Source organism: Maridesulfovibrio spiralis (SeqCode), from assembly GCF_048571135.1.
GTDB classification, from domain to species: domain Bacteria; phylum Desulfobacterota; class Desulfovibrionia; order Desulfovibrionales; family Desulfovibrionaceae; genus Maridesulfovibrio; species Maridesulfovibrio spiralis.
In genome coordinates this window covers 3,278,388-3,290,442 of the sequence record NZ_CP182344.1, presented here as the reverse complement: position 1 = coordinate 3,290,442, position 12,055 = coordinate 3,278,388, and the positions used below count along the sequence as shown (strand labels likewise).

Below are 12,055 nucleotides of genomic sequence, written 5' to 3'. Positions count from 1 at the left end.
CTACATCTTATATTTAAAGTCTTCGGGAGAAAGTCCTTCCAGTTCATCTTCCCAGCCGGACTTCTCTTCAACTTTTTCTGCAATATCTTTGGTGCCGGCCACATCAAGTACTTTTTGGGCCACACGCACCGGACAGTCCGCCCGCACCGCCAAAGCGACAGCGTCTGAGGGACGGGAATCTATAGCAACCAGCTCACCGTCTTTGCGTACCATGATCTCAGCATAGAAAGTGCCCTGTTCAATATCCACGATATCAACAGAGACAACTTCACCGCCGAAGGTGGCAACAGTAGACAAAAGCAGATCATGGGTCATGGGCCGGGGAAACGAAACTTCATTCAGTACCATTGAAATAGCCATGGCCTCCATGGCCCCAATCCAAATGGGCAGGACCAAACCCTGTTCCTCACTTTTTAAGACCAGAACCGGAGTTTCAGTATCATTTTCCACCGCCAGACCGTAAACCTGCATTTCTACCATGGTTCTCCCACCTTTGCCCCCACAAGGGAATGGTTCTTGGCCTCGGTGATTCTCACCTTGACCAGTTTGCCTCCGAGCTTCTGCTCTTCATCATAACCTGCAAAGTGAACGTTTACCACCCGTCCGCCGGGATCTTTACCCCGCCAAGACATTCCTCCGGCTTCCTGACGTTTGCTGGGCCGTTCCAGCAGGACCACGGTATCCAGACCAGTTAAAGCTTCTAGACTTTCTCTAGTAATACGGTTTTGCCTTTCCTGCAAGCGGGCAAGCCGGGCCTGCGCGACATCTTCAGGAACTTTCGGCTTCATCTTAACTGCCGCAACTCCCGGACGGTCTGAATATTTAAAGGAGAAGCTGCTTTCGTAGCGCACTTTTTCCAACATATCCATAGTCTGTTCAAAATCTTCATCTGTCTCGCCGGGGAAGCCCACAATCAAGTCAGTAGTCAGGGAAATCTGAGGACAGGCTTCTTTAAGCCCTTCCACAATACCCAGATAGCGGTCGCGGTCATATTTGCGACCCATCTTTTTCAGGATACGGTCCGAACCGGACTGCACGGGAAGGTGCAGGCTGGGACAAAGATTAGGAAGTTCGCCGAAAGCCTTGATCACTTCAGGTGCAATGTCCTTGGGGTGGGAGGTAGTGAAGCGGATACGCTCCAGCCCTTCGATTTCTGAAATTTTATAGAGCAACTGGGCAAAAGAGATATCATCGCCCTTCTTGTCCATACCAAAACTGTTTACGTTCTGGCCCAGCAGAGTAATTTCGCGGATACCGGATTTCACCAAATGACGGCATTCTTTTATCACAGCTTCAGAGCTGCGGGATTTCTGCCTGCCGCGTGTGTACGGTACGATGCAATAGGCGCAAAAATTATCGCAACCCTGCATGATATTCACAAATGCCTGACCGGGAATAGTTCCCACGCCCGGAGGAATAAGGTCCAGATTGGGCTGCATTTCACCGCCCTCACGTTCCGGATAGTCGGTCAGGAAATCATTGAGCACCAGCCGCTTTTCATGATTAGCGGCCAGATCTTCCAGCGCGTCGGGAGCCTGAGCGATTCCGTCGCTGCCGAACACAAGGCGCACGTGCGGGAACTTTTCAAGGAACCCGTCACCGATCTGCTGCGCCACACAGCCGCCGACAGCCGCGAAGCTGCCCGGTTTTTTGCACAGCGGGGCCAGTCTGCCCAGTACGCTGTAAACTTTCTGTTCCGGCTTTTCACGCACGGAACAGGTGTTAATGATAAATATATCTGCTTCAGATTCCTCGACAGCTGTCCAGCCACGACTCTCCATGGCCCGGATCAGCCAGTCTGAATCGTGAACGTTCATCTGACATCCGAATGTTAGTACTGTAAATTTCATACCCGGCTCATACGCTATATATATATGATGGTAAAGGTTAGATACAGGCCTCCGGCGGCCTCGCGGGGCGCCCTGCCGGGGGCCTTAAACCCTTTTGGGAAAAGGGTTTAAGAATCCCAAAACTTTTTAAATTTGGCTTCGCCGCTTGGTATTAAAAACCTGCCGACAAAACAAAGAAAGGGGAAAACTTTCCGCCTGCGCAGAAAGCTCTCCCCTGAATATCTGTAATTTCAAAAACCGATTTAGAAAAAATCAGGATCAACAGCGGCCTTGCCGTTATCTAGCATGGTCTTGTAAAATCTGATTATCTTCTCATCCACCGGAACTATGGGAAAGTTGCGGCGGCAAGCATCGCAGGTAGCCATTGCAGGCTGTGTCGGTGCGATGTAAGGCACTTCCCGGCCGCAGAACGGGCAGGGAAACATGAAAATTATCTCCATCCCGCTGGGCTTGACCGGAGATAAAGGTTTATGGCTAGACATTCATTATCCTTTCAAAAGGTCCTTTCCGGTCATTTCTTCGGGAACGGAAATACCCATGTGATTCAAAATTGTGGGTGCTATGTCGCAAAGTGCGCCCTCTACAGGAGCCTTGCCTTCAAATACATCGCCGATGAAAACCAGCGGCACATTGTTCAGGCTGTGGGCTGTCTGAGGTCCACCCTGTGCGTCAATCATTTCCTCAGCATTACCGTGGTCTGCGGTGAGGAAAATAGCCCCGCCCTGTGCTTTAACTGCTTCTACGATCCTGCCGACGCATGCGTCTACAGTCTCGCAAGCCTTGATGGCAGCAGGGATAATGCCCGAATGACCGACCATGTCAAGGTTGGCAAGGTTACAGATGCACAGCGGATAATTCGGCAATGCACCTATCAGCTTCTCGGTCACTTCTTCTGCGCTCATCTGCGGCTTAAGGTCGTAAGTAGCAACCTCACGCGGAGAAGGAACCAGAATACGGTCTTCACCTTCGAAAGGCTCCTCGCGACCACCGTTCATGAAATAAGTCACGTGAGCGTACTTCTCAGTCTCGGCGATACGCAGCTGCTTCAGCCCCTTATCCGCTACAACTTCCCCGATGGGGTTGCTGATATTCAGCGGAGGAAAAGCGTTTGGAAAAGTAAAATCAGACTCATACTGAGTCATAGTTACGAAACCACTCAACGCAGGAGTCTTCGGACGATCAAATTCATTAAAATCTTTCACTGCAAGCACCCGGCAGAGCTGGCGGGCGCGGTCAGCACGGAAATTGAAAAAGAACACACCATCGCCGTCTTTCAAAGTGCCATCAACACCGGAGACAAGACGCGGTTTGATGAATTCGTCAGTCTCTCCAGCTGCGTAAGCTTCTTCCACACCCTTTACCGGGTCGGAAACTTCCTGCCCTTCTCCGAGCACCAAAGCTTTATATGAAAGCTCGTTACGCTCGTAGTGCTTATCTCGGTCCATGGAGTAATAACGCCCGGAAATGGAAGCCACCTTACCGGCTCCGATCTCAGCCATCTTGTCCACCAGATGCTGCATGTAACCTTTACCGCTGGTGGGAGAAGTATCACGGCCATCCATGAAGGCATGTACAAAAATCTCCTTGATTCCGGCATCCTTGGCTACTTCAATCAAAGCATAAAGATGGTTGATATGGGAGTGTACTCCGCCGTCGGAAAGAAGGCCCATATAGTGCAGACAACCGTCCGCCGCTTTGACATCATCCATCAACTTGCAGATCACTTTGTTGGAAGCGAGCTCATGCTTTTCAATGGAGATATCAATGCGGGTCATGTCCTGATAAACAACACGTCCGGCACCGATGTTGGTGTGACCGACCTCGGAGTTACCCATGAAGCCATCAGGAAGGCCCACCGCACGACCGGAGCATTTAAGCTGGGTCTGCGGACAGCTTTCGAGAAGTCCGTCCAGAACGGGAGTGTTGGCAAGTTTAACTGCATTGCCTTTACCTTCAGGAGCAATCCCCCAGCCATCCAGAATAAGCAGAAGGGAAGGAGCACCGGTTTGCTGAGACATGATTAAATTTCCTTGCGCAGAATTAATCCTGCGGCTTAAGTTTTAAATCTATTCTGGTGCCTTCAGACCAGAGACCTTCCACGTTATAAAATCCGCGGTTATCTTCCTGAAAGATATGAACAATTATGTCGTTCAGATCGAGGAGAATCCAGTCTCCGGTTTTGTAGCCTTCCATACCGAGATATTCGATATTATCATTGGAAAGCTGCTCCAGAACGAAATCGGCCAGAGCCTGTGCATGACGCACACCCTTTGCCCCGGCAACCATAACAACTTCAGCGATGGGGCAGATTCCCTGCACATCTACAGCGGAAACATCACTGGCCTGTTTTTCGTCCAACCATTCAGCAACAAGCTGAACTTTATCCTGAGTATCGATCTGTTTGAATTTTTTTTCTTTAGTTTTCATTCTTTTGGTTTAATTAACCGGCGTTTCCACCTTTTTGAAAAACGCGCTTGAAACCGGACCGAAATCAGGGAATTGAGGGCTTAAAGCCCCTGCGTGCCGGAGGTCCATTACTCCCGGCATGACGCAGTTCTCCACATTTCGTCCAAAGTACAATATGATTATATAGAGAATTTACGCCCGCTACGCAATCACTACTATATACACTTTTTTAAAAGTTTTCAATTGTGAAAAATATTTTCGATTCCGAATAAATATCCAGTACAAAACTGAACGTTACCGACCACAATTTTAAAGAAACCAATAATTACACCCGGCCATAAACTCTATAGATATCATATTTATAAACTATCCGGGTTGACGGCGGGCAAACACTTATGCATTATGAGTCCTATGCATAACCGCGTCTTTTTTTCCTTTTTCTTTTTTTTCTTTTTTAGGACTGAAATATAGTCAACCCGTGGTTATGGGCAAAAACACTGATTGAGAGTTTACCGGGCCACGGGCGAAACCCCGTGGCTTTTTTATTTTCGATAACTAAAAACCCTGTACCGGGATCAGCCATATCAGGAGGCAAGCGATGATCTTCGATGTAGACAAGGAAACAATGCCGAGGGAAGAGCTGGAACAATTACAGCTCAGACGTTTAAAGCAGCTTTGCGAGCGTGTGTATGCTAACGTCCCCTTCTACACCAACAAATTTAAGGAAATGGGAATTGAACCGAAAGACATCAACTCCCTTTCCGACCTTACCAGACTGCCTTTCACCGAAAAGCAGGACCTGCGTAACCACTACCCCTTCGGCCTGTTCGCCGTTTCCCGTGAGAACATCGTCCGCATCCATTCCTCTTCCGGTACAACCGGCAAGGCAACAGTTGTCGGCTACACCAAGCGCGACATCAAGAACTGGGCAGACATGATGGCCCGTTCCTTCGCCATTGCCGGAGCAACTTCCGAAGACAGCATCCATAACGCATACGGCTACGGTCTTTTCACCGGGGGCCTCGGTGCACACTACGGCGCGGAAGCACTGGGCGCGACCATCATTCCCGTATCCGGTGGCGGAACCCGCCGTCAGATAATGCTGCTGAAAGATTTCGGCGCGGACGTAATCTGCTGTACTCCTTCCTACGCCCTGTTCCTGCATGAAACAGGTAAGGAAATGGGCATTGACTTCGAGAAACTGCCCCTCAGAATCGGTATCTTCGGTGCAGAACCCTGGACCGAATCCATGCGCCGCGACATCGAAAATAAGCTCAAAATCAAAGCCCTCGACATCTACGGCCTCTCAGAAATCATGGGACCGGGCGTTGCAATGGAATGTGCTGAAGAACAGAACGGCCTGCACATCATGGAAGACCACTTCCTGCCTGAAATCATCAATCCTGAAACAGGCGAACATGTCGAGCCGGGTGAAGCCGGAGAGCTGGTCATCACCACCCTGACCAAAGAAGGCATCCCGCTCATCCGCTACCGCACCCGTGACCTGACCCGCCTGAACTACACTGCCTGCCGCTGCGGCCGCACTTTCGCCCGCATGCAGCGCATCATGGGACGCAGTGACGATATGCTCATCATCCGCGGCGTGAACGTGTTCCCGTCCCAGATCGAGTCCATCCTCATCGAAACCGAAGGTATTTCACCGCACTACCAGCTGGTAGTTGAGCGTGACGGCAACCTCGATATCCTGACTGTTAAAGTCGAGATTTCCGGTGCTTCCTTCTCTGATGAAATTAAAAATTTACAGCGTCTCGAAAGAAAGATACAAAAAACTATTAAAGAATTCCTCGGCGTAACCGCACGGGTCAAACTTGTGGAACCGAAATCCATTGAACGTTCCGTCGGTAAAGCCCAGAGAATTCTCGACCTGCGTAATCAGGACCAGCAATAGAACCTATTCAAATGCGAGGAAACACCATGAAATGTGACCAGCTATCCATATTCTTAGAGAACCGCGCCGGAAGACTCGCCGAAGTAACCCGTCTGCTTACTGAAAACAAAGTAAACATCCGTGCACTTTCCCTGGCCGACACTTCCGATTTCGGTATCCTGAGACTCATCGTATCCGACTTTGAGACTGCACAGAGAGTACTCAAAGACGCAGGCTTCACCGTGGGCAAAACATCCGTTGTAGCTGTCGTTGTCGACGACCAGCCCGGCGGACTGCACAACCTGCTCGAAATGCTGCGCGGTTCCGGTATCAACGTGGAATACATGTACGCTTTCGTACACCAGTCCGGTTCCAACGCTGTAATCATCTTCCGCTTTGACCGCACTGATCAGGCAATTGAACTGCTCAACGAAAAGCAGATCAAGATGATTCCCAGCGAAGAACTCTGCCAGCTGTAATTAATCAAATTACACAAAATTCAAGGGAGATTTTAACTTGCATTAGTTAAAATCTCCCTTTTCATTTATGATTGAAAAAATGAACATCAAACTGCTCAAACAAGAATCACCCTGCATATGGCGCATGGAGAAATACGGTCCCATGCTGGTGGACGCTCTTTTCTTCGGCAACAAGGACATCATCCTCGGCCTTGATGAAACCACAGCGTCACAGGTTCGCGATGTGGCATCCCTGCCGGGGGTGGTCGGGCCTGTTTGTGTTATGCCTGACGCCCATTCGGGATACGGCTTCCCCATTGGCGGGGTCGGCGCGTTTGATGAAAAACGCGGGGTAATCTCTGCGGGCGGCGTTGGTTTTGATATTTCATGCGGCGTGCGCAGCCTGACTACCGGGCTGAAAAAACAGGACCTGATTTCCTGCGACGGCAGACTCGCAGAGCAACTTTTCAAACGCATCCCTTCCGGTGCGGGTAAAGGCGGCGGGATAATCCTTGAAAATGATCTTATGGACGAAATGCTGCTCGGCGGAGCCTCATGGGCGGTTGGTCAGGGATACGGAAAACCCGGGGACCTCGGCAGGATTGAGGGAAACGGCCGAAACAGCTTTGCCGATCCGGGCAAAGTGCCGCTGAAAGCCAAACAACGCATGCGCGACCAGGTGGGATCGCTCGGTTCCGGGAACCACTATCTGGAAGTACAATATGTGGAAGATATTTACGACAAGGCCAAAGCTGCGGCTTTCGGGCTGAAAAATGATGATGTGCTGGTCAGCATCCATTGCGGTTCACGCGGTCTGGGACACCAGATTGCCAAGGACTACCTGCCCATGATGGCAGAATCCGCTCCGGGATTCGGGATCAAGCTGCCCCACAGGGATATTGCCTGCGCACCGATAAATTCGGAACTGGGCCGAAACTACCTCGGGGCAATGGGGGCGGGCATCAACTGCGCCCTAGCCAACCGTCAGGTCATTACCCATCTTGTGCGAGAATGTTTTGCTGAGCTTCTGCCGCAGGCGGACCTGAATCTGCTCTACGATGTGAGCCACAACACCTGCCAGCGTGAAGAATTCAAAATCAACGGAAAAAATAAAAATCTCTGGGTTCACCGAAAAGGCGCAACCCGCGCACTTGGTCCGGGACACCCGGAACTTCCGCCTGAATTCAAAAAGAGCGGTCAGCCCGTAATCATCGGCGGCAGCATGGGCACAGCCTCCTACATTCTGGCCGGAACAGCCAAAGGGGCGCAAATATCCTTTTCATCCTGCTGTCACGGAGCCGGGAGACTCATGAGCCGGGCCAAGGCACGCAAATCTTTCAAAGGTAATAAAATTCAAAAGGAATTGGACAGGCAGGGAATCATCATTCGCAGCGGTTCAATCAAAAGCATCGCCGAAGAAGCCCCGCACGCATACAAAGATGTCGATGTAATCATAGAATCAACGCAGACTGCCGGAATAGCAGATAAGGTTGCCCGTCTGCGCCCGATTCTGTGCGTTAAGGGATAATCGACAATTGAACAGAAGAATTTACGCTGAACCCAGCCAGCTCTGGACAAGCCGGATTTGTGAAGGCTGCAGACTGGAAATCAGCCGAGACGACTGTAATTTATCCGCGCTGCATAATCCCAATTTCAAAGCATGCTTGTAGACAGGGATCAAGCGTTGCGCCAGTTCAAAATCAAAACTGCCGGAGGCAACACGACGGGAGTTGTTATTTGCCTTTTGCAAACGCAACAGCCAGTCCTCGACTCTTTGCAGCACTATTTCCAAACCCTGATCAGGAAAAGCATTGATGGAAATAGCATCATGCAATTCCATCTCTTCCGCAGAAAAATCCACCCCAAGATACTGCAACAATTCGCGCCTTAGAATTGAACACGAGCGCAGCTGATCCTCAAAGTACATGTGCGAAATATTTTCGCCCCTATTCTCAAATTTATAGACCAGAGCTTCAGGGATATTAGCAAAAGAAATGTCCTCATCCATGGACAGCTCAACCCACAATGCATAGTCCTCGCAATGCTTGTATTCTGTATTATATTTATACTTTTCAAGCACCGATCTCTTGAAAATCATAGAGGGATGCACAAACGGGTTGTTGAAATAAAGTCTGGCTTTTAAATCATCGTTTCCGGTCGGAACTTTTTGCAGCAATTTATCCTGATTGCGGTCAATCAGGTGACACCATGTTCCCGAAAGGCTCAGCCCCGGGTTCTCTTCCATAAACCTAACCTGCCTGCCAACCCTCTCTTCATGGCAGACATCATCAGCATCCAGACGCAAGATATATTTCGCATCTATTTTCGCTACCCCGGCATTCAAGGCCCCGACCAACCCTAGATTCTCAGGCAAGTCATAAATTTTTATTCTTGGATCGGAAAAACGAGAAAGAACCTCAAGGGTGGCGTCTGTTGAGCCATCGTTAATAATACAGATTTCAAAATCACTATAATCCTGACGCAGCAAAGACTTCAAAGACCGCAAGACAGTCTTCTGGGCATTATACACGGGCATTAAGATGGAAGCTTTAGGCATATCTAAATTCAGACATAATTCTTTAACCAAGTCAAGTTACTGTAATATCGAAAATATTGTCCTAGTTAACTAAATTTTATACTTCGAAGGCAAAAACTGTAGAAATAGATTTTAATTTGGATTACGTTCATCGGATGGAAAATATCGAAGTAATGAACAAAGATTGGCTGGCTTCCATGGCCTCCACCAAAAAGGAATTCCTCACAAAATTATTCGGAGTCTTCCTGCGCGACGAACCTGCACGGGTCATCAAAATACGGGAAGCATTCGAATCAGGAAAAATGGACGAGCTTAAATATCTTGCCCATTCCCTTAAAGGTGCAGCCGCAACCATGGGAGCTGACAGAGTCCGAGAAGCCTGTTTAAGGTTGGAATACAGCGCCCGTGACGGAGACAGAGAATTGTCAGAAAAGAACCTGCATGTTCTGGAAGACGAAATGAAACTTGTTTACGACTTCATGAGTGATTTTATCCAGTAACAAGGCTATTTACAAACATATCAAACAAAAAAACGGGGCAAGTTCCCCGTTTTTTTTATATCTTCACAGCAGTGCCGATACTAATAACTTTCTCCGCCGGGATACGTAGATAATCAAGCGGGTCTTCAGATATGGAACTGAGCAGAACAAACAACCTACGCTTCAGGATAGTCTTTTTATCTTCTCTATTGAACCGGAGCATCATTCGCCCGATATAAAAATAACTGTCTGTACTACTGATTCCAAGCTGATTCCATGCCTGAACAAAAGCGAGCGAAAGATTGGGCTTTTCCATAAACCCATAACTCACAGTCATCCAAGAGATATTTTTATCAATATTTTTCAAAGAGATGCGTTTGTGCACATCAAGAAATGGCTCGCTGGAGGTGTTCACCCGCAGAAAAACAAGTTTTTCATGCACCACACGATTGGTGCGCAGGTGCTGCAAAAAAGCATGGGGAATAAATTCGGACGCAGAAAGAAAAACCGCTTCTCCAGGGACCTTGGCCAGCATATATTTTTCAATTTCCGGCTCCAGATTGGAAACCTCAAGCCCCCTCTTCTGCAGATTTTCGCGCAGCCTGGAACGTCCCCAGATCCAGACAAACATCGCATAGGCAACAAGCCCGGCCAGCAGAAGTGGAAACCACCCGCCCCCGGCGATCTTGGTAAAGTTGACGATAAAAAAACCCAGATCAAAGACCGCAAAAAATCCTGTCAGCAACGCAGTAATTATAAACGGGCAATTGCGCACCTTGCGCAGGTAGAACCAAAACAAATAAGTCGTAATGACCATGGTCCCGGTAATAGCAATGCCGTAAGCCCCAGCCAGATGCTCCGAGCCTTTGAAGACTATGACCAGCAGAATGCATAGCCCAGCCATCAGCCAGTTAACCGAGCGCACGAAAACCTGCCCCGGATTATCTTCAGAAGTCTGCAAAATGCGGATACGCGGAATAAAACCAAGATGAACAGCCTGTGCAGTCAGCGAAAAGACCCCTGAGATAATCGCCTGTGAAGCGATGATCGCCGCAAGGGTAGCCAGAGCAACCATAGGCAGGGTTAACATTTTAGGAAAGAGGCTGAAAAAAGGATTGAGGATGGCTTCAGGGTCACGGATCAGCATGGCCCCCTGCCCCAGATAATTCAGCAGCAGGCAGGGTAAGGCGATCAAATACCAGGCCAGCGTAATGGGCCTGCGCCCGAAATGGCCCATATCAGCAAAAAGAGCCTCGCCCCCGGTGACGCAAAGCACAACCGCCCCCAGAACCATACACCCGCCCAGCCCGTTGTCAGCAAAAAATTTTAAGGCGTAATAGGGCTTGAAGGCTTGCAGTACTTCAGGATTACCGACGGCGGAGATCAACCCGAATATACCGATTACCAGAAACCAGACCAGCATGACCGGACCGAAGAGGCGTCCGATTTTATCGGTGCCGCTGCTCTGGAAAGCAAACAGGCCCAGCAGGATTATGCAGGCAATGTAGGTCGTATATCCGCGGGCGGCAGAGGTTGCTACATCCAAACCCTCAATAGCCGAGAGCACGGAAATGGCAGGTGTTATGACTCCATCCCCGTAGAGCAATGCACCGCCGAGCATGGTCGCAATGAGCATAAAAGTTGTTTTGCGCCTGCTCCCCTTTTCGCTGACCAGTTCATAGAGGGCAAAAATACCGCCTTCGCCTTCGTTATCTGCCGCCATAACAAAAGTTACGTACTTCAGGCAGATAACCAGCAGCAAAGACCAGATGATCAATGAGAGTACTCCCAGCACATTGGCCGGGTTGAGGGCAATGGCATGATGACCGCTGAAACAGGCTTTCAGGGCATAAAGCGGACTGGTCCCTATGTCGCCGAAAACGACACCCAACGCCCCAAGAACCAGAAGCGTTTGCCGGCTTTTATTACTCGGCTTTGCGACCATAAGTTTCCTTTTCGATCAGCCACTTGCCGTCTTTGCGCAGGAATTCGAAAGTAGGGGTGAACTTGCCGCGTCCGTCATTGCTGCGATAATCCCACTTCAACCTTGCAGTGCACTTGTTGCCATCCACCTTGAAGTCGGTAATCTTGAACAAGCGGAGTTTAAAAGAACTTTCCAGCCAGTATGAAGAACAACGGGGAAGACTTTCACTGAAATTGGAAAACGCACTCTCGACTTTGGAATTGCAAGGAAAAGACTGAATCATCGCATCCTTTGCATATAGTGCCCTTACAGCATCAAAATCACGCAGATTATAAGCATCCTTGTAATCAAAAAGAACGTCTTTGATCTGCTCCCGGACCTCCTCCTTGTCTGAAGCAGAAACAGAAACAGCAGCGGAAATGACCATCAACAACATCAACAGAGAAAGCAAAATTTTCTTCACAGCGTACACCTTTTGGTATTTTTGATTTCGACTTAGCAACCTGTAAAACAA

At 49.2% G+C, this 12,055-nt stretch carries 12 protein-coding genes; 4 read left to right on the top strand and 8 right to left on the bottom strand.

Annotated features, from left to right (window positions below; translation table 11 throughout):
- From ACNI29_RS14690 to rsfS, 5 genes are all read right to left on the bottom strand, one after another.
- Positions 1 to 480 carry a bifunctional nuclease family protein gene (locus ACNI29_RS14690; RefSeq protein WP_419779119.1) on the bottom strand — a complete coding sequence of 160 codons (480 nt, stop codon included), beginning with the start codon at positions 478 to 480 and terminating at the stop codon, positions 1 to 3.
- Positions 474 to 1,850 (bottom strand): tRNA (N6-isopentenyl adenosine(37)-C2)-methylthiotransferase MiaB, encoded by a 1,377-nt coding sequence (miaB, locus tag ACNI29_RS14685; protein ID WP_419779118.1) that lies wholly within the window; start codon positions 1,848 to 1,850, stop codon positions 474 to 476. Before miaB ends, ACNI29_RS14690 begins: the two co-directional genes overlap by 7 nt.
- Positions 1,851 to 2,092: 242 nt before the next feature.
- A complete protein-coding gene (locus tag ACNI29_RS14680; protein WP_419779117.1) occupies positions 2,093 to 2,332 on the bottom strand; it encodes a hypothetical protein in 240 nt (79 codons plus the stop codon).
- Between the two features lie 3 nt (positions 2,333 to 2,335).
- Positions 2,336 to 3,868, bottom strand: a complete 1,533-nt coding sequence (gene gpmI / locus ACNI29_RS14675) for a 2,3-bisphosphoglycerate-independent phosphoglycerate mutase (protein WP_419779116.1) — start codon at positions 3,866 to 3,868, stop codon at positions 2,336 to 2,338.
- A 22-nt stretch (positions 3,869 to 3,890) separates the two neighbouring features.
- A complete protein-coding gene (gene rsfS, locus ACNI29_RS14670; RefSeq protein ID WP_419779114.1) occupies positions 3,891 to 4,277 on the bottom strand; it encodes a ribosome silencing factor in 387 nt (128 codons plus the stop codon).
- 577 nt (positions 4,278 to 4,854) lie between these two features.
- Here rsfS and ACNI29_RS14665 point away from each other — a divergent pair.
- The 3 genes from ACNI29_RS14665 to ACNI29_RS14655 all read left to right on the top strand — a co-directional run bounded on the left by ACNI29_RS14665 (position 4,855) and on the right by ACNI29_RS14655 (position 8,130).
- Complete coding sequence (locus ACNI29_RS14665; protein ID WP_419779113.1) at positions 4,855 to 6,165, top strand: phenylacetate--CoA ligase family protein; 1,311 nt, start codon at positions 4,855 to 4,857, stop codon at positions 6,163 to 6,165.
- Between the two features lie 26 nt (positions 6,166 to 6,191).
- Positions 6,192 to 6,623, top strand: coding sequence for an ACT domain-containing protein (locus ACNI29_RS14660; protein ID WP_419779112.1), 432 nt, complete (start codon positions 6,192 to 6,194; stop codon positions 6,621 to 6,623).
- Between the two features lie 79 nt (positions 6,624 to 6,702).
- Complete coding sequence (locus tag ACNI29_RS14655) at positions 6,703 to 8,130, top strand: RtcB family protein (protein WP_419782113.1); 1,428 nt, start codon at positions 6,703 to 6,705, stop codon at positions 8,128 to 8,130.
- A 21-nt stretch (positions 8,131 to 8,151) separates the two neighbouring features.
- Here ACNI29_RS14655 and ACNI29_RS14650 read toward each other — a convergent pair whose 3' ends face one another.
- Positions 8,152 to 9,159, bottom strand: coding sequence for a glycosyltransferase family 2 protein (locus ACNI29_RS14650; protein ID WP_419779111.1), 1,008 nt, complete (start codon positions 9,157 to 9,159; stop codon positions 8,152 to 8,154).
- A gap of 134 nt (positions 9,160 to 9,293) precedes the next feature.
- Between ACNI29_RS14650 and ACNI29_RS14645 the strand changes: the two genes are divergently transcribed.
- On the top strand, positions 9,294 to 9,638 hold the full coding sequence (locus ACNI29_RS14645; RefSeq protein WP_419779110.1) for an Hpt domain-containing protein: 345 nt from the start codon (positions 9,294 to 9,296) through the stop codon (positions 9,636 to 9,638).
- A gap of 55 nt (positions 9,639 to 9,693) precedes the next feature.
- On the opposite strand, the gene ACNI29_RS14640 is transcribed toward ACNI29_RS14645, so the two are convergent.
- Together ACNI29_RS14640 and ACNI29_RS14635 are read right to left on the bottom strand one after the other, a co-directional pair.
- Entirely contained in the window at positions 9,694 to 11,562 is a 1,869-nt protein-coding gene (locus ACNI29_RS14640; protein ID WP_419783383.1) for a potassium transporter Kup, read from the bottom strand.
- The gene (locus tag ACNI29_RS14635) at positions 11,543 to 12,004 is read right to left on the bottom strand and encodes a YybH family protein (protein ID WP_419779107.1); all 462 of its coding nucleotides are present in this window, start codon (positions 12,002 to 12,004) and stop codon (positions 11,543 to 11,545) included. The genes ACNI29_RS14640 and ACNI29_RS14635 overlap by 20 nt, the downstream gene beginning before the upstream one ends.
- Between the last annotated feature and the right edge of the window lie 51 nt (positions 12,005 to 12,055).

Excerpts from the sequence above, each read along its gene's own strand:
- ACNI29_RS14690 (WP_419779119.1), bottom strand. The coding sequence starts at position 480 with ATGGTAGAAATGCAGGTTTACGGTCTGGCGGTGGAAAATGATACTGAA.
- gpmI (WP_419779116.1), bottom strand. The coding sequence starts at position 3,868 with ATGTCTCAGCAAACCGGTGCTCCTTCCCTTCTGCTTATTCTGGATGGC.
- ACNI29_RS14640 (WP_419783383.1), bottom strand. The coding sequence starts at position 11,562 with ATGGTCGCAAAGCCGAGTAATAAAAGCCGGCAAACGCTTCTGGTTCTT.
- rsfS (WP_419779114.1), bottom strand. The coding sequence starts at position 4,277 with ATGAAAACTAAAGAAAAAAAATTCAAACAGATCGATACTCAGGATAAA.
- ACNI29_RS14645 (WP_419779110.1), top strand. The coding sequence starts at position 9,294 with ATGGAAAATATCGAAGTAATGAACAAAGATTGGCTGGCTTCCATGGCC.
- ACNI29_RS14655 (WP_419782113.1), top strand. The coding sequence starts at position 6,703 with ATGAACATCAAACTGCTCAAACAAGAATCACCCTGCATATGGCGCATG.
- ACNI29_RS14660 (WP_419779112.1), top strand. The coding sequence starts at position 6,192 with ATGAAATGTGACCAGCTATCCATATTCTTAGAGAACCGCGCCGGAAGA.
- ACNI29_RS14680 (WP_419779117.1), bottom strand. The coding sequence starts at position 2,332 with ATGTCTAGCCATAAACCTTTATCTCCGGTCAAGCCCAGCGGGATGGAG.
- ACNI29_RS14650 (WP_419779111.1), bottom strand. The coding sequence starts at position 9,159 with ATGCCTAAAGCTTCCATCTTAATGCCCGTGTATAATGCCCAGAAGACT.
- ACNI29_RS14665 (WP_419779113.1), top strand. The coding sequence starts at position 4,855 with ATGATCTTCGATGTAGACAAGGAAACAATGCCGAGGGAAGAGCTGGAA.
- miaB (WP_419779118.1), bottom strand. The coding sequence starts at position 1,850 with ATGAAATTTACAGTACTAACATTCGGATGTCAGATGAACGTTCACGAT.